Below are 21,426 nucleotides of genomic sequence, written 5' to 3'. Positions count from 1 at the left end.
GGTCCTCATTCCTTGATGCAATCGACGGTGTACAACCGCCCATTGCCCTCATCTTCGTGTTGCAATCCGTGCACATCGGCGACAAATCCCGGGAAGCTGCTGTCGAAGGTACGGGCGAATGCCAGGTAATCGATGATCGATCGAGTCGATTCGGTGAAGCGTTCGCCGGGCATGATCAACGGGATTCCCGGCGGGTACGGCACCAGCATCACGGCGGCGATTCGCCCCTCCAGGGCATCGATCGACACCGCCTCAACCTCACCGCGTACCAATTGATCATAGGCGTCGGCGGGCTTCATGGCGATTTCCGGAAGCACGGTGTACATGCGTTTCAGGTGTTTGGCCGTGGCGTTGCTGCGGTAACAGGCGTGCAGTTGATCGCACAGGTCGCGCAAACCCATGCCTTGATAGCGCGTCAGATTCTCCTGGGCCACGCACGGCAGACAACTGGCGAGGCTGGTATTGGCGTCGTAGCTGCGCTTGAACTCCAGCAACTCGGTGAGCAGCGTGCTCCACTTGCCCTTGGTGATGCCCATGGAGAACAGCACCAGGAACGAATACAGCCCGGTCTTCTCGACCACCAGCCCGCGCTCCCAGAGAAATTTGCTGACAACCGCCGCCGGAATCCCGCGCTCGCTCAGTGCGCCGCCAGCGGTCAGGCCCGGCATGACCAGGGTGACCTTGATCGGATCGAGCAGCACGTAGTCATCGGTTACGCCGCCAAAGCCGTGCCAGTCGGCATCGGGCTGCAGCAACCAGTCTTCGGTGATGACCTGGGTAATACCTTCCACCGACGGCGGCTGCCAGATGGAAAACCACCAGTCATCCGCCGCAATGTGCTGGCGCAGATTGGCCAGGGCGCGACGGAAGCTCAGGGCTTCATCGAACATTTCCTGCAACAGCGAACGCCCGGCCGGGCCTTCCATCATCGCCGACGCCACGTCCAGCGAGGCGATGATGCTGTATTGCGGCGACGTGGAGATGTGCATCATGAACGCTTCGTTGAAACGGTCGCGATCCAGTTGCCGCGCACCGCCGTCCTGCACATGAATCATCGACGCCTGGCTGAACGCCGCCAGCAATTTGTGCGTGGAATGCGTGGTGAACACCAGCGGGCCGTCTTCACTGCGCGAGGTGCCCATGCCGTAGCGCCCGGCGAAGAATTCGTGAAACGCCGCGTAGGCGTACCAGGCTTCATCGAAGTGCAAGACCTCGACGCTGTTGCCGAGGTTCTGCTTGATCAGCTCGGCGTTGTAGCAGAGGCCGTCGTAGGTCGAATTGGTCACCACCGCCAGCTTGACCTTGGGCGCGCGGCCCTTGGTCAGCGGGCTGGCGTCGATCTTGGCCTGGATCGATTCGCGGCTGAATTCGCTCAGCGGAATCGGGCCGATGATCCCCAACTCATTGCGCTCCGGGCACAAGTACAGCGGGATGGCGCCGGTCATGATGATCGAGTGCAGGACCGACTTGTGGCAGTTGCGATCGACCAGCACCAAGTCATCCCGGGCGACCATGGAATGCCAGACGATTTTGTTGGCGGTGGAAGTGCCATTGATCACGAAAAAGGTGTGATCGGCGCCGAAATTGCGCGCTGCCCGGGCCTCGGCTTCGGCCAGCGGACCGGTGTGATCGAGCAGTGAACCGAGTTCCGGGACTGACACCGACAGATCCGAGCGCAGGGTGTTTTCGCCGAAAAACTGATGGAATGCCTGCCCTACCGGACTCTTGTGATACGCCACGCCACCACCGTGGCCGGGGGTGTGCCAGGAATAGTTGGAATCGGCGGTGTGCTGCACTAACGCCTTGAAGAACGGCGGCAACAGACCATCCAGGTATTTACGCGCCGCCCGGGCGACCTGGCGGGCGAGGAATGGCACGGTGTCCTCGAACAGATAGAGAATGCCGCGCAACTGATTGAGCTCGGCCATGGCATCGGCCGGGGCGTTCTCCAAAGTGACTTGTTCGCCCAGCGCGAAGATCGGCAAATCCGGCGCACGCACCCGCGCCAGGCCGATCAATTCGGCCATATTGTGTAACAAATGAGAATGGACGCTGGCGTCTTCGGCGGCGATCAACATGCACGAAAGGCCGTGATGGGTCGAGGCAACGAGCCGCCCTTCGGTGTAATCCACCGCACTGAGAATGCTGAAACCTTCTTGCTCCAGTTCCCGGGCGATACCCCGCACGCGGTCACCGGCAACGGTGTCGGCCTTGATGTCGCGGTGGACGATCAGGACCGGGAATTTCAAATCTTTATACATGGGGCTCAGTGTCCTGAGGCGGCAGACCGTGGTCTGCCAATTCCCTCAGGGTAGAGGGTTGCGGCGGATGTGGCGAGCGCGGATGCCCCGAAGCGGGTCAGTCAGCGCACCATCATGTGGCCATCAATCGCAATCTGAAATGATGATCAGAGGTTGACGCGGGACCTTGTGGCGAGGGCGTTTACCCCCGTTCGGCTGCGCAGCAGTCGTAAATACTGCGAATGCGGTTTATCTGAAAGAAAAGCAGGGGCCGCTTCGCGACCCAACGGGGGCAAGCCCCCTCGCCACAGGCAAGCCCCCTCGCCACAGGCAAGCTCCCTCACCACAGGCAAGCTCCCTCGCCACAAAAGCCCTTCAGCCTCAGGCTTGAGCCTTGGCTTCGATCAACTGCTGCCACAACGACGGCGCACCGGCGGATTTGGCCACGGCCTCCAGGCGCACGAGATGCTGCGCGAGATCATCTTCGCTGGCGCGGATGATCCGGGTTGGCTGGCGATCGGACGGCAGGCGACGAATTTCAGTGGCTGAGTTGTCCGCGCCTTCGCCCGAACCGTTGCCGTCAGACGCGTTACCCGCCAGGGACAGGCTGGTCTGGCCGCCAGTCATGGTCAGGTAAACGTCGGCGAGGATCTCGGAGTCGAGCAAGGCGCCGTGGAGTTCACGGCCGGAGTTGTCGACGCCATAGCGTTTGCACAACGCATCGAGGCTGTTGCGCTGACCCGGGTGACGTTCCCGGGCCATCATCAGGGTGTCGAGGATCGAGCAGTGCTGGGTGATGTCAGCGCGGTCGTGCTGGCCCATCAGCGCAAATTCGTTGTTGATGAAGCCAACGTCGAACGCCGCGTTATGGATGATCAGCTGCGCGCCCTTGATGAATTCGAAGAACTCATCAGCCACTTCGGTAAAGCGGGGCTTGCCGACCAGGAATTCGTTGGTGATGCCGTGAACGCCGATGGCGCCCTCATCACTCTCGCGATCCGGTTGCAGATAAACGTGGAAGTGCCGGCCCGTGAGGCGCCGACCGATCAACTCGACACAACCGATTTCGATAATCCGGTGGCCGTCGGTCACCGGCATGCCGGTGGTTTCGGTATCGAGTACAACGGATCTGGTGGCCATCAGTGTTCAGCTCTCAACGGGTCAATCGTGCAAAAGCGGCGATCTTAACATGCTCACCGCAGGAGCAAAGCTTGCTCGCGAAGGTCGCACCGCCGTTTAATCCTGCTTGCAACCGCGCACTTCATCCACGCCCCGGTTGGCCAACTGGTCAGCCCGTTCGTTGCCGTGGTGGCCGATGTGCCCGCGTACCCATTTCCAGGTCACGGTATGGCGGTTGACCTGTTCATCCAGCAGCTTCCACAGGTCGGCATTTTTGACCGGCTCTTTCGCGGCGGTTTTCCAGCCGCGTTTTTTCCAGTTGGCCATCCACTCGTTGATGCCTTTCATCACGTACTGGGAGTCAGTCACCAGCAGCACGTCGCAGGAACGCTTGAGTTCTTCCAGGCCTTTGATCGCGCCCATCAGCTCCATGCGGTTGTTGGTGGTGTTGGCTTCGCCGCCCCACAGTTCCTTCTCGACGCCCTTGCACACCAGCAGTGCGCCCCAGCCGCCGGGGCCGGGGTTGCCTTTGCAGGCGCCATCAGTGAACAGTTCTACGCTATCGCTCATGCCAATCTATCCAGAAAATGCGGTGGCTCGCCGATCCAGGATCGACGATGCCCGAGGCCGGGCTAACCCGGCCGGGAAAATAAAGAATGTTTACGGCTCGATATGACGACGATTGACCTTGGCCATCGGCAACGGAATCAGCTTGCCCATTGGCTCGCGTCGTTCCTGACGCACGGGGCGCAGGCCGACCACGATCTTGCGTGCCACTAATAAATAGAAGCCGCCGCCCGACAGTTGCCAGTCACCGGCCTTGCGCTCCCAACCCGCCAGACGGCTCTGCCATTTGGGTGACGCAAGCGGCGGACGATAGCACCCGAAGCGGCGTTTCTCCAGCGCGAAGCCCAGCAGGTTCAGCCAGTCCCCGACCCGCGACGGTGAAATGCAACGGGCCTTGCGCAAGGCGTCGTGGGCGAACACATGCCGCAGGCCCCAGGTGCTCCAGGGATTGATGCCGATAATCAGCAAATGCCCGCCAGGCCGCACGCTGCTTGCCGCTTCGCGCAACAAACCGTGGGGTGACAGGCAGAAATCCAGCCCGTGCTGCAACACCACCACATCGGCGGCGTGCTCGCTCAACGGCCACGCCTGTTCTTCACAGACGATCTCGACCCCGGGCAGTGGCGCCCCGAGCCGTACGTTGCGCTGTACTTGCGGCGCCGACGGCGGTGTTTCGGCCGATGGACCGTAGTGCACGAGGTAGCCGCCGAAGAACCGGCCCAACTCGTCTTCGAGCATGCGCCGTTCTTCGTCCAGCAGAAATTGCCCGATCGGGCCGGACAACCATTCACGGGCGGCGCTGATCAATGTCAGCCACTCAGGATCGGCCTGAGCGAACGCTTTATCGGTCATTGCATTCTCCAAAGCGCCAGGAAGTTCTAAGATGCGCCATTGTTTTCCGCTTGGCGAATCCGACGATGATACAGATCAGTGCCCTGCCCGCCTTCACCGACAACTACATCTGGTTGTTACAAGACCACCGCACCCAACGCTGCGCCGTGGTCGATCCGGGCGACGCCGCGCCGGTCCAGGCCTGGCTGGCGGAGCATCCGGGCTGGGTGCTCAGCGATATTCTGATCACTCACCACCATCATGACCACGTTGGCGGCGTCGAGCAGCTGAAAAAAGCGACAGACGCTAAAGTCTATGGCCCGGCCAGCGAAACCATTCCGGCGCGGGACGTGGCGCTCAAGGATAACGACCGCATCAACGTGCTGGACTGGGACTTCGATGTCTACGCCGTTCCCGGCCACACCCTTGGGCATATTGCCTTTTATCACCATGGCCTGCTGTTCTGCGGCGACACCCTGTTCGCCGCCGGTTGCGGCCGCCTGTTTGAAGGCACTCCGGAGCAGATGCACACCTCGCTGACGCGCCTGGCGTCGTTGCCTGAAGACACTCTGGTGTATTGCACCCACGAATACACCCTGAGCAACCTGAAGTTTGCCGCAGCGGTCGAACCGGGCAACCCGGACACTGCCGCGCGTCTGGAAAAAGTAGCCGCGCAACGTGAAGCCGGAATCATGACGCTGCCCTCTACGCTGGCGCTCGAAAAGCTCACCAACCCGTTTTTACGTGTCGATGAAACATCCGTTAAAGAAAAAGTGGACGAACGGAATGAAACCCAAAACCGGGGTCCGAGTGCGGTTTTTGCTGCCTTGCGGGCTTGGAAAGATAAGTTCTAAGCTGGCTACCTATTGGTACAAAAATTCTGAATGGTTGACCGCGGGGGGTACGCTTTCTAGAATCCCCCGACATTTTTGCCCGGAACTTACTTCCAGCCAATGTCGTCATCTATTCGTAAAGCCATCAATTCAGACGCATTGACCCGCTTGGCTCAAGCCATCGCGGTGGCTGTGTCCGCCACTTTGGCGGGCTGTTCAAGCCATGTCCCGCAACCCGAAGCCACACACGTTCCGAATATTGCCGCCCGAGCCAAGCAGAAACCCATCTGGCTCAGCGAGAAACCAACACCGCAAGTACCGCAGGACGTCTGGGAGCGCATGCGCCAGGGCTTCCAGCTGCAGGACAACCTGGGCGTCAACCCGCGTATCGAGCAACAACGACTGTGGTTCGCCAGTAACCCGTCCTTCCTCGAAAACGCCGGCGAACGCGGCAGCCTGTACATTCACTACATCATCGAACGCCTTGAAGAACGCAACATGCCGCTGGAACTGGCGCTGCTGCCAGTGATTGAAAGCGCCTACAACCCGATGGCCTATTCCCGGGCCGATGCGGTGGGTCTTTGGCAATTCATCCCTTCCACCGGGCGTTACTACAACCTGCGTCAAACCCGTTTCTATGATGGCCGTCGCGATATCACCGCCTCCACCACTGCGGCCATGGACTACCTGACCCGCCTGCACGACATGTTCAACGGTGACTGGCTGCTGGCCCTTGCGGCCTATAACGCCGGCGAAGGCACGGTCAGCCGCGCCATCGAGCGTAACGAGAAGCTCGGCCTGCCAACCGATTACTGGAACCTGCCGCTGCCGGCCGAAACCCAGGCCTACGTGCCGAAGTTGCTGGCCCTGTCGCAAGTGGTACTGGCGCCGGAAGCCTACGGCGTGAACCTCAACCCGATCGCCAACGAACCGTACTTCCAGGTCGTCGAAATCAACCAGCGCATGGACCTGTCCAAGGTTGCCGCGGTGGCCAACATCGACGAAGACGAACTGTTCCAGCTCAACCCGGCCTTCAAGCAGCGCACCACCATCGACGGCCCCCAGCATTTGCTGGTGCCGACGTCCAAGGCGCAACTGCTGACAGCCAGCCTGTCGACCATGCGCCCCGAAGAGTTGATCAGCTCGCGACCACTGAAACCGGTGTTCGAAGGCGCTGACGACAACGAAATCGCCAAACTCAAGCGCGCCTACCGGGTGAAACGTGGCGATAACCTCGCTGCCATCGCCAAGGCCAACAAGGTCGATGTCAAAGACCTGCAGCGCTGGAACAAGATGACCGGCAAGAACCTCAAGGTCGGCCAGACCCTGGTCATGCAGGACAACACCAAGCGCAGCGCCGGCCGGATCAACACCGTGGTTGCTGCGAGCGGCAAGTCCAAAGGCAAGGACACCGGAAAGACCGTCGCCAAGACCCAGCAGACCTACAAGGTCCAGCAAGGCGACTCGCTGTATATGGTTGCCAAACGTTTCAACGTTGAAATGCAACACCTCAAGCGCTGGAATCCGCGGGTTGGCCAGGCGCTGAAGCCTGGACAAATGCTGACGGTATCTTCGCCACGCTAACAAAGAGCCCCTGAAATTCAGGGGCTTTTTTTTGCCTGCAATTTGAGGGCTGAAACAAATCCCCTGTGGGAGCGAGCTTGCTCGCGATTACGGTTTTAAACTCAACACAAATGTCGCCTGACAGTCCGCTATCGCGAGCAAGCTCGCTCCCACAGGTTATGCGGCGTGCAGAACTGTTACATCAGCAATTAACAGCGCATTAACCCCCTGTCTTTTTCCTGTCGATACAAGCTGTTACTGTACGGCCCACAAAGCCCAAGCCGCCTGGATCGGATCTCTGACTTGAAGCGTCCCCTCCTCCTTCTCCTGATCAGCCTGGCCTTGAGCTCCCCCGCAAGCGCGACGATCAGCGAAAGCCATGGTTATGCGCAGTTCGGCACGCTCAAGTACCCGGCCAGATTTACCCACTTCGATTGGGTCAACCCGCAAGCGCCCAAGGGCGGTACCTTGCGGGTGATGGCGTTTGGCACCTTCGATACGCTCAACCCTTACACGTTCAAGGGTTCAAGCCCGGTTTCCACGCCGAATTTCCTGCAATACGGCATCAACGAGCTCAATGAGCCGCTGATGGTCGGCACCGGCCAGTACGCGCCGTCCGGCGACGAGCCGACATCAAGTTATGGCTTGATCGCCCAAACGGTGGAATACAGCGAGGACCGCAGCTGGGTGGTGTTCAACCTGCGCCCCGAAGCGCGGTTCCACGATGGCACGCCGATCACTGCCTACGACGTGGCGTTTTCCTACCGTTTGTTGCTCAAGGAAGGCCATCCGCAGTACCGCACCGCGCTCCAGGAAGTGCTGCGGGTCGACATTCTCAATCCGCAGCGCATCCGTTTTGTGTTCAAGCGCGCCGGCAATCCGCTGCTGATCCTGCGCCTGGGCGAGATGCCGGTGCTGCCCCAGCATTACTGGAAAGGTCGCGACTTCAAGGCCACCACCTTCGAACCGCCGCTGGGCAGCGGGCCGTATCGAATCACCTCGGTGCAACCGGGGCGCCAGTTGGTCTTCGAACGGGTCAAGGATTATTGGGGCAAGGACCTGGCGGTCAATCGCGGCAAGTACAACTTCGATCGCATGGAAGTCGAGTTCTACCGCGACAGCGACGTGGCCTTCGAAGCCTTCAAGGCCGGCGAATTCGACATCTACATCGAGCACCAGGCGAAGAACTGGGACAACGGCTACAACTTCCCGGCGGTGCGGCGCGGTGACGTGATCAAGGCGCAGATCCCGCACCAGATCCCGACCCAGAGCCAGGGCCTGTTCATGAACACCCGGCGCCCGGCCTTCGCGGAGGTCAAGGTGCGCGAAGCGCTGGGGTTGATGTTCGACTTCGAGTGGACCAACCGCACCCTGTTCAGCGGCGCCTACAAGCGCGCCATGAGTTACTACCCCAACAGTGAGTTCGAAGCCAGCGGGCTGCCGGTCGGTCATGAATGGCTGATGCTCAAGCCGTATCGCGAGCAGTTGCCCGCCAAGCTCTTCACCGAGCCCTTCAGCCTGCCGCAGACCGAAGGGCGCGGCATCCCTCGGGAAACCTTGCGCAAGGCCTTGGGCCTGCTCAGCGAGGCCGGCTGGAAGCTGAATGGCCAGCGCGTGCAGAACGCCAACGGCCAACCGCTGCGTTTCGAGATCCTGCTGGTCAACCCGAACCTGGAACGGATCCTCCAGCCATACGTCGAGAACCTCGCCAGCATCGGCATCGACGCACGGCTGCGCACGGTGGATCGCGCCCAGTACAAACAACGCCTGGATCAGTTCGATTTCGACATGATCCTGATGACCCTCAACCAGACCCTCAGCCCGGGCCTGGAGCAATGGCAGTACTTCCATTCCAGCCAGGTCGGGGTCAAGGGCAGCAAGAACTACGCCGGCATTGCCAACCCGGTGGTCGATCATTTGCTCGAACAATTGCTCGCCGCCCAGACCCGGGATGAACAGGTCGCCGCCGGCAAGGCCCTCGACCGGGTGCTGCTGTGGCAGCACTACATCATTCCCAACTGGTACCTCAATTACCATCGCCTGGCCTACCGCAACCGGTTCGCCTTTGTCACGACGCCGCCCTACACCCTGGGCCTTAGCGCGTGGTGGCTGAAGTCTTCGGAGAAAGATCAATGAAACCCGTACGCGCCCTGCTCCTGCAGGCCAGCGGTCTGTTGTTCGCCGGGCTGGCCTGCGCCGCCCCGCAGCATGCCTTGACCCTGTACAACGAGCCGCCGAAATACCCGGCCGACTTCAAGTACTTCAACTACGTCAACCCGGATGCGCCCAAGGGCGGGATCTTCCGCCAGGCCGGTTTCGGCGGCTTCGACAGCCTCAACCCATTCATCAGCAAAGGCGTGCCGGCCGACGATATCGGGATGATCTACGACACCCTGGCCAAACAGGGTCTGGACGAACCGTTCACCGAATATGGACTGATCGCCGGCAAGATCGAGAAAGCCCCGGACAACAGCTGGGTGCGTTTCTACCTGCGCCCCGAAGCACGCTTCCACGACGGCCACCCGGTACGTGCCGAAGACGTGGTGTTCAGCTTCCAGACCCTGATCAAGGACGGCGCCCCGCTCTATCGCGGTTACTACAGCGATGTCGCCGACGTGGTCGCCGAAGACCCGCTGACGGTGCTGTTCAAGTTCAAGCACAGCAACAATCGCGAACTGCCGCTGATCCTCGGCCAGTTGCCGGTGCTGCCGAAACACTGGTGGGCCAGCCGCGACTTCAACAAGGGCAATCTGGAAATCCCGCTGGGCAGCGGCCCTTACAAAGTCAGCGAAGTGAAGGCCGGGCGTTCGGTGCGCTATGAGCGGGTCAAGGATTACTGGGGCAAGGACCTGCCGGCCAACCGTGGCTTCTACAACTTCGACGTGATGACCACCGATTATTACCGCGACAACACCGTGGCCCTGGAAGCGCTCAAGGCCGGGCAGTTCGATTACTGGCTGGAGATGACCGCGAAGAACTGGGCCAACGCCTACAACATCCCGGCAGTCACCGAAGGCCGGTTGATCAAGGAACAGATCCCCAACGGCAACCCGACCGGTATGCAAGGCTTCGTCTTTAACCTGCGTCGCCCGGTGTTCCAGGACATCCGCGTGCGCCAGGCGATGACGCTGCTGCTGGATTTCGAATGGACCAACAAGCAACTGTTCAACGGCGCCTATGCGCGCACCCGCAGTTATTTCGAGAACTCGGAAATGGCCGCCACCGGCCTGCCGGACGCCGCTCAACTGGCGATCCTCGACCCGTTCCGCAGCCAGCTCCCGGCCCAAGTGTTCAGCGAGGCGTTCGAAAACCCTACGACCGATGCCAGCGGCATGATCCGCACCCAGCAACGCAAGGCCTATCAGTTGCTGCAAGAGGCTGGCTGGAAGATCGTCGACGACAAAATGGTCGACGCCACCGGCAAACCGGTGACCATCGAGTTCCTGTTGGCCCAGACCGAATTCGAACGGGTGCTGCTGCCGTTCAAGCGCAACCTCAGCGATCTCGGGATCGACTTGGTGATTCGCCGGGTCGACGTTTCGCAGTACATCAACCGCGTGCGTTCCCGGGACTTCGACATGATCGTCGGCAGCTTCCCGCAGTCCAACTCGCCGGGCAATGAACAGCGCGAGTTCTGGATGTCCGCCGCCGCCGACAAACCCGGCAGCCGCAACTCCATGGGCCTCAAAGACCCGGTGGTGGACCAATTGGTCGAAGGGCTGATCAACGCCGAGTCACGCAAAAGCCTGGTGGCCCACGCCCGCGCACTGGACCGCGTGCTGCAATGGGGCTACTACGTGATCCCCAATTGGCACATCAAGACCTGGCGCGTGGCCTATTGGAACCATATCGGCCATCCAAAAATCTCACCCAAGTACGACGTCGGCATTGCCACCTGGTGGGTCAAGCCTGACGCGAAACCGGCGGTAGAAGTCGAAACCAAACTGCAAGCCGACCCTGCGGGCACGGAGTAATCAATGCTGGCGTATATTTTTCGGCGACTGCTGCTGATCATCCCGACCTTGTTCGGCATTTTGCTGATCAACTTCGTGATCATCCAGGCTGCCCCCGGCGGCCCGGTGGAGCAGATGATCGCCAAGCTCGAAGGCTTCGAAGGCGCCACCAGCCGCATCGCCGGTGGCGGTGCCGAAGTGTCGGTGGCCGGCTCGGCCTATCGCGGCGCCCAGGGCCTGGACCCGGCGCTGGTCAAGGAAATCGAGCACATGTACGGCTTCGACAAATCGGCGCCGGAACGCTTGTGGATCATGGTCAAGAACTACGCGACCCTGGATTTCGGCGACAGCTTCTTCCGCGACGCCAAGGTCATCGACCTGATCAAGGAAAAGATGCCGGTGTCGATCTCCCTCGGGCTGTGGAGCACGCTGATCATGTACCTGGTGTCGATCCCGCTGGGGATCGCCAAGGCCACGCGGCACGGCAGTCACTTCGACGTCTGGACCAGTTCGCTGATCATCGTCGGCTACGCGATCCCGGCGTTCCTGTTTGCGATCCTGCTGATCGTGCTGTTTGCCGGCGGCAGTTATTTTGACTGGTTCCCGCTACGGGGCCTGACCTCGAACAACTTCGCCGAGCTGAGCATGGGCGGCAAAGTCCTCGATTACTTCTGGCACCTGGCACTGCCGGTGACGGCGCTAGTGATCGGCAACTTCGCGACCATGACCCTGCTGACCAAAAACAGCTTCCTCGATGAAATCAACAAACAGTACGTGGTGACCGCCAAAGCCAAGGGCCTGACCAATCACCGCGTGCTCTACGGCCATGTGTTCCGCAACGCAATGCTGTTGGTGATTGCCGGGTTCCCGTCGGCGTTTATCGGGATTTTCTTTACCGGCTCGTTGCTGGTGGAAGTGATTTTCTCCCTCGACGGCCTCGGCCTGATGAGTTTTGAAGCGGCAATCAACCGTGACTATCCGGTGGTGTTCGGCACGTTGTTTATCTTCACGTTATTGGGGCTGGTGGTGAAACTGATCGGCGACCTCACCTACACCCTTGTCGATCCGCGCATCGACTTCGAACACCGGGAGCATTGAGATGAGCCTGTCCCCTCTCAATCGCCGCCGTTTCGAACTGTTCAAGGCCAACAAGCGCGGCTGGTGGTCGCTGTGGCTGTTCCTGATCCTGTTTGGCGCCAGCCTCGGTGCCGAACTGATCGCCAACGACAAACCGTTGGTGGTGCATTACGACAACGGCTGGTATTTCCCGGCGCTCAAGCGCTACCCGGAGACCACCTTCGGCGGCGAATTCCCGCTGGAAGCCAACTACAAGAGCCCGTACATCCGCGAACTGCTCAAGGCCAAGGACGCCTGGATTCTGTGGGCGCCGATCCCCTACAGCTACCAGAGCATCAACTACGACCTGAAAGTCCCGGCCCCGGCACCGCCCTCGACGGTCAACCTGCTGGGCACCGACGATCAGGGCCGCGATGTGCTGGCGCGGGTGATCTATGGCTTCCGGATTTCGGTATTGTTTGCCCTGACGCTGACCATTCTCAGTTCGATCATCGGCGTGATTGCCGGGGCCTTGCAGGGGTTCTATGGCGGCTGGGTCGATCTGGCCGGGCAGCGTTTCCTCGAGATCTGGTCGGGGCTGCCGGTGCTGTATCTGCTGATCATCCTCGCCAGTTTCGTGCAACCGAACTTCTGGTGGCTGCTGGGGATCATGCTGCTGTTCTCGTGGATGAGCCTGGTGGACGTGGTGCGCGCCGAGTTCCTGCGTGGGCGTAACCTCGAATACGTGCGCGCGGCCCGGGCGCTGGGGATGCAGAATGGCGCGATCATGTTCCGCCACATTTTGCCCAACGCCATGGTCTCGACCATGACCTTTATGCCGTTCATCCTGACCGGCGCCATCGGCACTTTGACCGCCCTGGATTTCCTTGGTTTTGGCCTGCCGGCGGGCAGTCCGTCACTGGGTGAACTGGTGGCTCAGGGCAAATCCAACCTGCAAGCGCCGTGGCTCGGCATGAGCGCGTTTGCGGTACTGGCGCTGATGTTGAGTTTGCTGGTGTTTATCGGCGAGTCCGCTCGCGATGCCTTCGACCCGAGGAAGTGAAATGAATCAGGACAATCTGATCGAAGTGCGCGACCTCTCTGTCGAGTTTGTCGTCGGCGAACGCGTGCAGCGGGTGGTCGAAGGCGTCAGCTTCGATATCAAGCGTGGCGAAACCCTGGCTCTGGTCGGTGAAAGCGGCTCCGGCAAATCGGTGACGGCTCACTCGATCCTGCGCCTGCTGCCGTACCCGCTGGCCCGGCACCCGTCCGGCACCATCGAGTATTCCGGGCAAGACCTGCTAGGCCTGAAAGAGAAAACCATCCGTCACATCCGTGGTAACCGGATCGCGATGATTTTCCAGGAGCCAATGACCTCGCTCAATCCGCTGCACTCGATCGAGAAGCAGATCAACGAGATCCTCGGCATCCACAAGGGCCTGACCGGCAAAGTCGCGACCAAGCGCACTCTGGAATTGCTGGAGATGGTCGGCATTCCCGAACCGCACAAGCGCCTCAAGGCCCTGCCCCACGAATTGTCCGGCGGCCAGCGCCAGCGGGTGATGATTGCGATGGCCCTGGCCAACGAGCCGGAACTGCTGATTGCCGACGAACCGACCACCGCGCTGGACGTGACCGTTCAGCTGAAAATCCTCGAATTGCTCAAGGAATTACAGGCCCGTCTGGGCATGGCGTTGTTACTGATTAGTCACGATTTGAACCTTGTACGAAGAATTGCGCATCGCGTATGTGTCATGCAGCGCGGTTGCATCGTCGAACAGGCATCGTGCGAAGAGTTGTTCCGCGCGCCGCAGCATCCGTACACTCGGGAACTGCTGGCAGCGGAGCCCAGCGGCAAGCCGGCGACCAACGTTATTGGCCCGCCATTGCTGCAGGTCGAGGACCTGAAAGTCTGGTTCCCGATCAAGAAAGGCTTCTTGAAAACCACGGTGGATTACATCAAGGCTGTGGACGGGATCAATTTCAGCCTGCCCCAGGGCCAGACCTTGGGGATCGTGGGTGAAAGCGGTTCCGGCAAATCGACGCTCGGCCTCGCGATTTTGCGGCTGATAGGCAGCAAAGGAGGCATCCGTTTTGAGGGCAAGCAGCTAGACTGCCTGACGCAGAACGAAGTTCGACCGTTGCGTCGCGAGATGCAGGTGGTGTTCCAGGACCCGTTCGGCAGCCTGAGCCCTCGGATGTGCGTGAGCCAGATCGTCGGCGAAGGCTTGCGGATCCACAAGATGGGCACCGAGGCGGAACAGGAACAAGCGATTATTGCGGCATTGAAGGAGGTAGGCCTGGACCCGGAAAGCCGGAACCGCTACCCCCACGAATTTTCCGGCGGGCAACGGCAGAGAATCGCCATTGCCCGGGCATTAGTGCTAAAACCGGCGTTGATCCTGCTGGACGAGCCGACATCGGCCCTCGACCGGACAGTGCAACGCCAAGTGGTGGAGCTGTTGCGGTCACTGCAAACCAAGTACAACCTGACGTATCTGTTTATCAGCCATGACCTGGCTGTCGTCAAAGCGCTGAGCCACCAGCTGATGGTGGTCAAGCATGGCCAAGTGGTCGAACAGGGAGACGCGCAAAGTATCTTTGCCGCCCCCCAACATCCGTATACACAGCAGTTGCTGGAAGCCGCTTTCCTGGCACCAGCCACTGCGCAATAACCTGAAAGAGAGGAGCAACACATGGGTTTTCTCGCCGGTAAGCGCGTACTGATCGTCGGTGTCGCCAGCAAGCTGTCCATCGCATCCGGCATCGCTGCCGCCATGCATCGCGAGGGCGCTGAGCTTGCCTTCACTTATCAGAACGACAAACTGAAAGGTCGTGTTGAAGAATTCGCACAAGGCTGGGGCTCGAGCCCTGAGCTGTGCTTCCCGTGCGACGTGGCCAGCGATGAAGAAATCGCCAAGGTCTTCGAAGAACTGAGCAAGAAGTGGGATGGCCTGGACGTGATCGTTCACTCCGTCGGCTTCGCACCGGGCGACCAACTGGACGGCGACTTCACCGAAGCCACCACCCGTGAAGGTTTCCGTATCGCTCACGACATCAGCGCCTACAGCTTCGTGGCCCTGGCCAAGGCTGGCCGCGAAATGATGAAAGGCCGCAATGGCAGCCTGCTGACCCTGTCGTACCTGGGCGCCGAGCGCACCATGCCGAACTACAACGTCATGGGCATGGCCAAGGCTTCCCTGGAAGCTGGCGTACGTTACCTGGCCGGCTCCCTGGGCCCGGAAGGCACCCGCGTCAACGCCGTATCGGCTGGCCCGATCCGCACCCTCGCGGCTTCCGGCATCAAGAACTTCCGCAAGATGCTGGCTGCCAACGAAGCGCAAACCCCGCTGCGTCGCAACGTCACCATCGACGAAGTCGGCAACGCCGGCGCCTTCCTGTGCTCGGACCTGGCGTCCGGCATCAGCGGCGAAATCATGTACGTAGACGGTGGTTTCAACACCACTGCGATGGGCAACATCGAAGAGTGATCTTCGGTTAGCGCATAAAAAAACCCGCCGAGATTGGCGGGTTTTTTTATGCCTGGATTTCAGTGGTGGACACAGATCCCCTGTGGGAGCGGGCTTGCTCGCGATGGCGGCATGCCAGCCGACAAATTTATTGAATGTAAGTACGCCATCGCGAGCAAGCTCGCTCCCACAGGGTTCCGGGTTAACTTTCGATCCGTGTGAGACACCGCGCAAAAAGCTGCTGAATCGGCTGCATGCGCTGGCTATACCGCTGCAACAACACAATCTCGCGATAGAACGTCAGTTCCCCCAACGCAATCACCCGCACTTTCGCCCCATGCTCTACCCACAACCCCGCCTCGGGCAGCAACGACACGCCCAACCCGCACTCGACCATTTTCACAATCGCCTCCAGCTCATCCAGCTCCAGCGCCACGCGCACGTCGATCTGCTGTTCGCGCAGGAACCGCGTCACCAAACGCCCGCCGAACGAGTTGCGGTCGTAGCGCACGTGAGGATGGTCGGCGAGCAGTTGCAGCGGATCATCACCCTCTAAGTCCGCCGGCACGATCAGCACGAACGGCTCCTTGCGGATGACCTGCGCCGACAATTCCTTGGGCAATTCAAACGGGGGCTTGATCAGAATTGCCAGATCCACTTCGCCGGTATCCACCTGGCTCAGCAAATTCAGCGACACACCCGGCACCAGTTTCGGCTCCAGCAACGGCGCCTGCTGCCTCAACCGCAACAACGCCTGTGGCAACAACCCGGTCTGCACCGTGGCCACCGCACCGATCTTCAATTCGCCACGGTATTCGCTGACGTCATCACTGACCGCCATGCGCGCGAAGGTTTCCAGCATCTCTCGGGCCATCGGCAACGCCCGCTCGCCCGCCGCGTTGAGCAGCGCCTGACGTCCGGTGCGGTCGAACAAGCGAATGCCCAGCGCCTGCTCCAGATTACGGATCTGCGCGCTGACTGCCGATTGCGTCAGGCCAATGTGCATGCCGGCCGCCGCGAACGTGCCGTAGCGGGTCACCGCGATAAAGGTTTTCAGTTCCCGCAACATGGCCGCACCATTGATCGAAATAATTTGAGCTCGACGCAAAAATTATCGTCTTTTAATCAAAAAGCACAGGACTAAACTCAGCTGCAACTTCCGACCATTGAGGATCAACCCATGCAGCTCTCCCCTTTTCACCTGGCGATTCCGGTGTATGACCTGGCGGCGGCACGCAGTTTCTATGGCGAAGTGTTCGGTCTGGAAGAAGGCCGTTCCAGCGATCATTGGGTGGATTTCAATTTTTTCGGCCATCAACTGGTGATTCACCTCGCGCCGAAAAACGCCTCGCAAGAAGCCGCGCACACCAACGCCGTGGATGGTCATAACGTGCCGGTGCCGCACTTTGGCGTGGTGCTGGGAATGAAGGAATGGGAGGTCCTGGCCGAACGGCTGCAATCCCTCGGTACGCAGTTTGTGATTGAACCGGGGATTCGTTTTCAGGGGTTGGTGGGCGAGCAGGCGACGATGTTTCTCTTTGATCCGTGCGGCAATGCCCTTGAGTTCAAGGCGTTCAAGGACATCAGCCAGTTGTTCGCCAAATGAGCCGCCCTGTTACGAGTGGCCGAAGGCGTGGCCGTTGACCTGCTCACCTATCGCGGCCAATAGACCCTCTGCGGTCTGATGCAGCGCCGGATGAAACTCGATCTGGGTGACACTGAAGCGAATGTCGTAACCGCGATGCACCGTGGCGTTGCGCTCGTCGAGCATTTCTTCGAGCCGCGCCCGGATCGCCGGGATCTCCACGGCGTGGGCGCCGGTCAGCAAAGCGGCGAACTCATCGCTGCCCATGCGCCCGATCACATCGCTTTCGCGAAAGGCGATCCGCAGCACGTCGGCAAAGGTCTTCAAGGCATCATCGCCTTCGGCGCGGCCGTACAGATAGTTGATGTGCTTGAAGTTATCGAGGTCGAAAAACAGCAACGTCGCCGGTTTGCCCATCCGCAAGCATGCGTCCAGGCCCATTTGTGCCAGGGCCTGGAAGCCGTGGCGATTAGGTAACAGGGTCAATTCGTCCATGCTCGCCACCTGCACCGCGGTCAGTTCCTGCTCGGCCTGTCGCGCCAGGTCACGCAGCAATTCGCGCTCCTGCAGTGCAGTGTCCGGGCCGTGCAGGGTGTCCGCACTAGTGCCCGGTTTGATCGGTTTGCCTGGAAGCAGCATGTGTCACTCCTGCGATGGGTATGTACGTTAGAGCCGCACATATCCGGTTTGACTCCTTTTTAAGCCGCCGTTGGTCAGATGCCCGCCACGGGACACGGGCCTCCGGCGTCTGCCCAGAGCTTGAATTGCGTGACAAAGATGTCGTGCGGCACCGGAACCGGCGCCCGATTGCCTCCCGGATTCCAGCCCCAGAGCACCAGTTTGTCGTCGCTGACATGCTTGATCAGCGCCGCGAAATCCCGGTCACCGTTGCTGGAACGGTCCTTGATCATCGCGCAGAGTTTGTCTGCGGGCAGGCCGATCCAGGCCATTTTGTGTGCGGCGGGCGGCAGGCTCCAATGTGGCGCGCCCGGCGGTGCGTGAGGGCCGTAACTGGCCGGCGGGTTGTTTTCGGCGTGGCAGGTTGCACAAGGCAAACCGGCGGCGCCCTTGCCGTCCATGCCACGCATCACGTTCATCGCGTGTGGAATGCCGGCGTCGAATTGCAACGGCGAGTCGCCGGGGATGTGGCAGTTCTGGCAACGCGGGCTCTGGAAGACCTTCTGCACAGTACCGAAGGCTTCCAGCGCGGCCTGTTTGTCCGCTGCGAACAGGTCCGACGCATAGCCGGTCAGACCGACCAACACCACGGCGCCAAGTATCAAATGTCGTCTCATGTCACACCCCCGACAGTTGCAACGGCAGTTCCCGCAGACGCTGCCCGGTCAGGGCGAACACCGCGTTGGCCACCGCTGGCGCCACGGGCGGCACACCGGCCTCGCCGATGCCGCCGGGTTTGTCGGTGCTGGGCACGATGTGCACCTCCACCACCGGCATTTCGTTGAGTCGCAGCACCTGATAATCGTGGTAATTGGACTGCACCACCTGGCCGTCCTTGAGCGTCAGTTTGCTGTGCAGCGCAAACCCGAGGCCGAAGGTGACGCAGGATTCCATCTGCGCGGCGATGCTCTGCGGGTTGACCGCGATGCCGCAATCCACCGCGCACACCACCCGGTGCACGCGAATTTTCAGGTTGTCTTCGGACACTTCGGCGACATGCGCGACATAGCTGCCGAACGACTCATGCACCGCCACACCCAGGGTGTGACCGTCAGGCAACGGCGCGCTCCAGTTGGCCTTCTCCACTGCCAGATTCAGCACACCCAAATGTCGTGGATGATCCTTGAGTAAGGTCCGTCGGTATTCCACCGGGTCCTTGCCGGTCGCATCGGCCAGTTCGTCGATCAGCGATTCCATGACAAACGCGTTGTGACTGTGTCCCACCGAACGCAGCCAAAGCACGCTGATGCCGGTTTTCGGCGAATGCAGTTCGACCTGATGATTGGCCAGCCCTTCGATATAAGGACTGTCGGCCACACCTTCGACCGAGGTCTTGTCGACGCCGTCCTTGACCATCGTCGCGGCAAACGCGGTGCCGTCCATGATCGACTGCCCAACCATCACATGCTTCCAGGCCAGCGGCATGCCGTCGGCATCCAGCCCAATGTTCGCCTGATGGAGGAACATCGAGCGATAGTAGCCACCGCGAATGTCGTCCTCCCGCGACCACACGGTTTTCACCGGCATGCCCGCCGCCTTGGCCACTTGCACGGCTTCAGCGACAAAGTCCGAGGTTGGATTGGCCCGACGACCGAAGCCGCCGCCAAGGAATTCGGTGTGGATTTCCACCTGTTCAGGTTTGAGCCCGGTGATCTGGCCCGCGACCATTTGATCGAGGGTCTGGAACTGGGTGCCGGTCCAGATTTCGCATTTCTCCGCGCTGATTTTCACCGTGCAGTTGAGCGGTTCCATCGGCGCGTGGGCCAGGTACGGCACGCTGTATTCGACGTCGATGGATTTCGCCGCTTTCTTCAACGTGGCGGCGGTATCACCGGCCTGACTGGCCGGCATGCCGGGGGTGGCGGCGAGTTGACGAAAGCTTTCCAGCAGTTTGACGCTGTCGAGCCCGGTGTTCGGCCCCAGGTCCCAGTCGATTTTCAGCGCATCGCGGCCCAGTTTCGCCGCCCAGTAATGATCGGCAATCACCGCCACGCCCGTGGGCACCTGCACCACTTTGTGCACCCCCGGCACCGCCAATGCCTCGGCGCCTTCGAAGGATTTGACGCTGCCGCCGAACACCGGCGGGCGCGCGACCATAGCGGTCATCAAGCCGTCGAACTGCACGTCCATGCCGAACTTGGCGCGGCCGGTGATTTTCTCCGGCGTGTCGAGGCGCGGGGTCGGTTTGCCGATGATCTTCCAGTCCTTGGCTTCCTTGAGCTTGATCGAGGCCGGATCCGGCACCGGCAGCTTGCCGGCGTCATCCGCCAGTTCACCGTAGGTGGCGCGTTTGTCGCCGGCAGTCACCACGCCCGACTCGGTGCGAATCTCCGATGGAGCGACGTTGAAGCGCTTGGCAGCGGCGTCGATCAGCATCAAGCGTGCAGCGGCACCGGCCTGGCGATAGCGGTCGAACTCCATCCAGGTCGAAGTCGACCCGCCGGTGATCTGCATGCCGCCGAACCCGGCCAAGCCGTAATCCTTGGCTGATGCGGGAGAATGTTCGACGCGGATTTTCGACCAGTCGGCGTCCAGTTCCTCGGCGATCAGCATGGTCAGGCCGGTCCAGATGCCCTGGCCCATTTCCGAGTGGCCGAGCAGCATGGTGACGCTGTTGTCGTTGGCGATGCGCAGGAAGGCGTTGGGCGCGAAGACATTGCCCTGGTTCTCGGCGCCCATGGCAAAGCGATGAGCGCCGGGGATGACAAACGCCACCACCAGACCACCGCCGAGCACGGCGCTGCCCTTGAGAAAACCGCGACGTGATACGGGATTGTTGATGCTGTTCATGACATGGCCTCAACCGATCTCGGCGGCGCGTTTGACCGCTGCGCGAATCCTTGGATAAGTGCCGCAGCGGCAGATATTGCCGGAGAGCGCCTGGTCGATGTCGCTGTCGGTGGGCTTGGGAATCTTCGCCAGCAACGCGGCGGCAGACATGATCTGCCCCGACTGGCAGTAACCGCACTGCACCACGTCGAGTTCGGCCCAGGCCTGTTGCACCGGGTGCGAACCGTCGGTGGACAGGCCTTCGATGGTGAGGATTTTTTGCCCATGGGCCACGGCGGTGGCCGGGGTGATGCAGGAACGCAGCGGCGCGCCGTCGACATGCACGGTGCACGCACCGCACTGGGCCATGCCGCAACCGAACTTGGTCCCGGTCAGGTGCGCGACATCGCGCAGGACCCACAACAGCGGCATGTCCGCGGGGACATCCAGCGCCTGGTCCTTGCCATTGATATTCAGGGTCAGCATTGCCAATTTCCTCAGACTCACGGTGTTCTGAAGGGGCGCCGCTGAAGCGGCGTCGTTTTATTTTTTGTAGGAGCCAGGCTTGCCGGCGAAGGCGTCAGGTCTGGTAAACCGCGTTATCGTTTATCGCGAGCAAGCTTTGCTCCTACCGGGTCGGCGGGGGTACGCGCGCCTCGGGTTATCCATACAGCTAAGCGCAGATTGACCTGCCGGCCAGCTTCTGCGACCGCCGGTCACGTATCCCTGACTGCCGAAGACCCCTGTAGGAGCGAAGCTTGC

At 60.8% G+C, this 21,426-nt stretch carries 18 protein-coding genes; 9 read left to right on the top strand and 9 right to left on the bottom strand.

Going from position 1 to position 21,426, the window contains the following annotated elements:
- Positions 1–5: 5 nt before the first annotated feature.
- The 4 genes from ACIOYV_RS02625 to ACIOYV_RS02610 all read right to left on the bottom strand — a co-directional run bounded on the left by ACIOYV_RS02625 (position 6) and on the right by ACIOYV_RS02610 (position 4,778).
- The gene (locus tag ACIOYV_RS02625; RefSeq protein WP_401320610.1) at positions 6–2,261 is read right to left on the bottom strand and encodes an Orn/Lys/Arg decarboxylase N-terminal domain-containing protein; all 2,256 of its coding nucleotides are present in this window, start codon (positions 2,259–2,261) and stop codon (positions 6–8) included.
- 360 nt (positions 2,262–2,621) lie between these two features.
- The gene (gene dnaQ, locus ACIOYV_RS02620; protein WP_401320608.1) at positions 2,622–3,380 is read right to left on the bottom strand and encodes a DNA polymerase III subunit epsilon; all 759 of its coding nucleotides are present in this window, start codon (positions 3,378–3,380) and stop codon (positions 2,622–2,624) included.
- Between the two features lie 96 nt (positions 3,381–3,476).
- Positions 3,477–3,929: a ribonuclease HI gene (rnhA, locus tag ACIOYV_RS02615; protein ID WP_401320605.1), complete on the bottom strand. Its 453-nt coding sequence runs from the start codon at positions 3,927–3,929 to the stop codon at positions 3,477–3,479.
- Between the two features lie 90 nt (positions 3,930–4,019).
- Positions 4,020–4,778: a class I SAM-dependent methyltransferase gene (locus ACIOYV_RS02610; protein ID WP_054047532.1), complete on the bottom strand. Its 759-nt coding sequence runs from the start codon at positions 4,776–4,778 to the stop codon at positions 4,020–4,022.
- A gap of 65 nt (positions 4,779–4,843) precedes the next feature.
- Here ACIOYV_RS02610 and gloB point away from each other — a divergent pair, with 65 nt between their 5' ends.
- The 8 genes from gloB to fabI all read left to right on the top strand — a co-directional run bounded on the left by gloB (position 4,844) and on the right by fabI (position 15,653).
- On the top strand, positions 4,844–5,611 hold the full coding sequence (gloB, locus tag ACIOYV_RS02605) for a hydroxyacylglutathione hydrolase (RefSeq protein ID WP_401320602.1): 768 nt from the start codon (positions 4,844–4,846) through the stop codon (positions 5,609–5,611).
- Positions 5,612–5,710: 99 nt separating this feature from the next.
- Complete coding sequence (locus ACIOYV_RS02600) at positions 5,711–7,174, top strand: transglycosylase SLT domain-containing protein (protein ID WP_054047531.1); 1,464 nt, start codon at positions 5,711–5,713, stop codon at positions 7,172–7,174.
- Between the two features lie 282 nt (positions 7,175–7,456).
- Positions 7,457–9,289 (top strand): extracellular solute-binding protein, encoded by a 1,833-nt coding sequence (locus ACIOYV_RS02595; RefSeq protein WP_054615075.1) that lies wholly within the window; start codon positions 7,457–7,459, stop codon positions 9,287–9,289.
- The gene (locus ACIOYV_RS02590; RefSeq protein WP_401320600.1) at positions 9,286–11,127 is read left to right on the top strand and encodes an extracellular solute-binding protein; all 1,842 of its coding nucleotides are present in this window, start codon (positions 9,286–9,288) and stop codon (positions 11,125–11,127) included. Before ACIOYV_RS02595 ends, ACIOYV_RS02590 begins: the two co-directional genes overlap by 4 nt.
- Positions 11,128–11,130: 3 nt before the next feature.
- Positions 11,131–12,204: a microcin C ABC transporter permease YejB gene (locus tag ACIOYV_RS02585; protein WP_054047527.1), complete on the top strand. Its 1,074-nt coding sequence runs from the start codon at positions 11,131–11,133 to the stop codon at positions 12,202–12,204.
- Position 12,205: 1 nt separating this feature from the next.
- The gene (locus tag ACIOYV_RS02580) at positions 12,206–13,225 is read left to right on the top strand and encodes an ABC transporter permease (protein WP_163909757.1); all 1,020 of its coding nucleotides are present in this window, start codon (positions 12,206–12,208) and stop codon (positions 13,223–13,225) included.
- A 1-nt stretch (position 13,226) separates the two neighbouring features.
- A complete protein-coding gene (locus ACIOYV_RS02575) occupies positions 13,227–14,837 on the top strand; it encodes an ABC transporter ATP-binding protein (RefSeq protein WP_401320595.1) in 1,611 nt (536 codons plus the stop codon).
- A gap of 21 nt (positions 14,838–14,858) precedes the next feature.
- Positions 14,859–15,653: an enoyl-ACP reductase FabI gene (gene fabI / locus ACIOYV_RS02570; RefSeq protein WP_054047522.1), complete on the top strand. Its 795-nt coding sequence runs from the start codon at positions 14,859–14,861 to the stop codon at positions 15,651–15,653.
- Between the two features lie 181 nt (positions 15,654–15,834).
- On the opposite strand, the gene ACIOYV_RS02565 is transcribed toward fabI, so the two are convergent.
- Positions 15,835–16,701, bottom strand: coding sequence for a LysR family transcriptional regulator (locus ACIOYV_RS02565; RefSeq protein ID WP_401320592.1), 867 nt, complete (start codon positions 16,699–16,701; stop codon positions 15,835–15,837).
- 111 nt (positions 16,702–16,812) lie between these two features.
- On the opposite strand from ACIOYV_RS02565, the gene ACIOYV_RS02560 reads away from it, so the two are divergent.
- A complete protein-coding gene (locus ACIOYV_RS02560) occupies positions 16,813–17,238 on the top strand; it encodes a VOC family protein (RefSeq protein ID WP_290028358.1) in 426 nt (141 codons plus the stop codon).
- A 9-nt stretch (positions 17,239–17,247) separates the two neighbouring features.
- On the opposite strand, the gene ACIOYV_RS02555 is transcribed toward ACIOYV_RS02560, so the two are convergent.
- From ACIOYV_RS02555 to ACIOYV_RS02540, 4 genes are all read right to left on the bottom strand, one after another.
- On the bottom strand, positions 17,248–17,856 hold the full coding sequence (locus tag ACIOYV_RS02555; protein WP_401320589.1) for a GGDEF domain-containing protein: 609 nt from the start codon (positions 17,854–17,856) through the stop codon (positions 17,248–17,250).
- Between the two features lie 74 nt (positions 17,857–17,930).
- Positions 17,931–18,512: a hypothetical protein gene (locus ACIOYV_RS02550; RefSeq protein WP_401320587.1), complete on the bottom strand. Its 582-nt coding sequence runs from the start codon at positions 18,510–18,512 to the stop codon at positions 17,931–17,933.
- Between the two features lies 1 nt (position 18,513).
- A complete protein-coding gene (locus ACIOYV_RS02545) occupies positions 18,514–20,685 on the bottom strand; it encodes a molybdopterin cofactor-binding domain-containing protein (RefSeq protein ID WP_401320584.1) in 2,172 nt (723 codons plus the stop codon).
- Positions 20,686–20,694: 9 nt separating this feature from the next.
- The gene (locus ACIOYV_RS02540) at positions 20,695–21,150 is read right to left on the bottom strand and encodes a (2Fe-2S)-binding protein (RefSeq protein ID WP_054615082.1); all 456 of its coding nucleotides are present in this window, start codon (positions 21,148–21,150) and stop codon (positions 20,695–20,697) included.
- Positions 21,151–21,426: the final 276 nt, after the last annotated feature.

The sequence above is a fragment of the Pseudomonas sp. NPDC087342 genome, from assembly GCF_044744265.1.
GTDB classification, from domain to species: Bacteria; Pseudomonadota; Gammaproteobacteria; order Pseudomonadales; family Pseudomonadaceae; genus Aquipseudomonas; species Aquipseudomonas nunensis.
The sequence above is the reverse complement of the archived record's forward strand: the minus strand, read 5'-3'. Positions and strand labels throughout refer to the sequence as shown.

Excerpts from the sequence above, each read along its gene's own strand:
- ACIOYV_RS02625 (WP_401320610.1), bottom strand. The coding sequence starts at position 2,261 with ATGTATAAAGATTTGAAATTCCCGGTCCTGATCGTCCACCGCGACATC.
- dnaQ (WP_401320608.1), bottom strand. The coding sequence starts at position 3,380 with ATGGCCACCAGATCCGTTGTACTCGATACCGAAACCACCGGCATGCCG.
- rnhA (WP_401320605.1), bottom strand. The coding sequence starts at position 3,929 with ATGAGCGATAGCGTAGAACTGTTCACTGATGGCGCCTGCAAAGGCAAC.
- ACIOYV_RS02610 (WP_054047532.1), bottom strand. The coding sequence starts at position 4,778 with ATGACCGATAAAGCGTTCGCTCAGGCCGATCCTGAGTGGCTGACATTG.
- gloB (WP_401320602.1), top strand. The coding sequence starts at position 4,844 with ATGATACAGATCAGTGCCCTGCCCGCCTTCACCGACAACTACATCTGG.
- ACIOYV_RS02600 (WP_054047531.1), top strand. The coding sequence starts at position 5,711 with ATGTCGTCATCTATTCGTAAAGCCATCAATTCAGACGCATTGACCCGC.
- ACIOYV_RS02590 (WP_401320600.1), top strand. The coding sequence starts at position 9,286 with ATGAAACCCGTACGCGCCCTGCTCCTGCAGGCCAGCGGTCTGTTGTTC.
- ACIOYV_RS02585 (WP_054047527.1), top strand. The coding sequence starts at position 11,131 with ATGCTGGCGTATATTTTTCGGCGACTGCTGCTGATCATCCCGACCTTG.
- ACIOYV_RS02580 (WP_163909757.1), top strand. The coding sequence starts at position 12,206 with ATGAGCCTGTCCCCTCTCAATCGCCGCCGTTTCGAACTGTTCAAGGCC.
- ACIOYV_RS02575 (WP_401320595.1), top strand. The coding sequence starts at position 13,227 with ATGAATCAGGACAATCTGATCGAAGTGCGCGACCTCTCTGTCGAGTTT.
- fabI (WP_054047522.1), top strand. The coding sequence starts at position 14,859 with ATGGGTTTTCTCGCCGGTAAGCGCGTACTGATCGTCGGTGTCGCCAGC.
- ACIOYV_RS02565 (WP_401320592.1), bottom strand. The coding sequence starts at position 16,701 with ATGTTGCGGGAACTGAAAACCTTTATCGCGGTGACCCGCTACGGCACG.
- ACIOYV_RS02560 (WP_290028358.1), top strand. The coding sequence starts at position 16,813 with ATGCAGCTCTCCCCTTTTCACCTGGCGATTCCGGTGTATGACCTGGCG.
- ACIOYV_RS02555 (WP_401320589.1), bottom strand. The coding sequence starts at position 17,856 with ATGCTGCTTCCAGGCAAACCGATCAAACCGGGCACTAGTGCGGACACC.
- ACIOYV_RS02550 (WP_401320587.1), bottom strand. The coding sequence starts at position 18,512 with ATGAGACGACATTTGATACTTGGCGCCGTGGTGTTGGTCGGTCTGACC.
- ACIOYV_RS02545 (WP_401320584.1), bottom strand. The coding sequence starts at position 20,685 with ATGAACAGCATCAACAATCCCGTATCACGTCGCGGTTTTCTCAAGGGC.
- ACIOYV_RS02540 (WP_054615082.1), bottom strand. The coding sequence starts at position 21,150 with ATGCTGACCCTGAATATCAATGGCAAGGACCAGGCGCTGGATGTCCCC.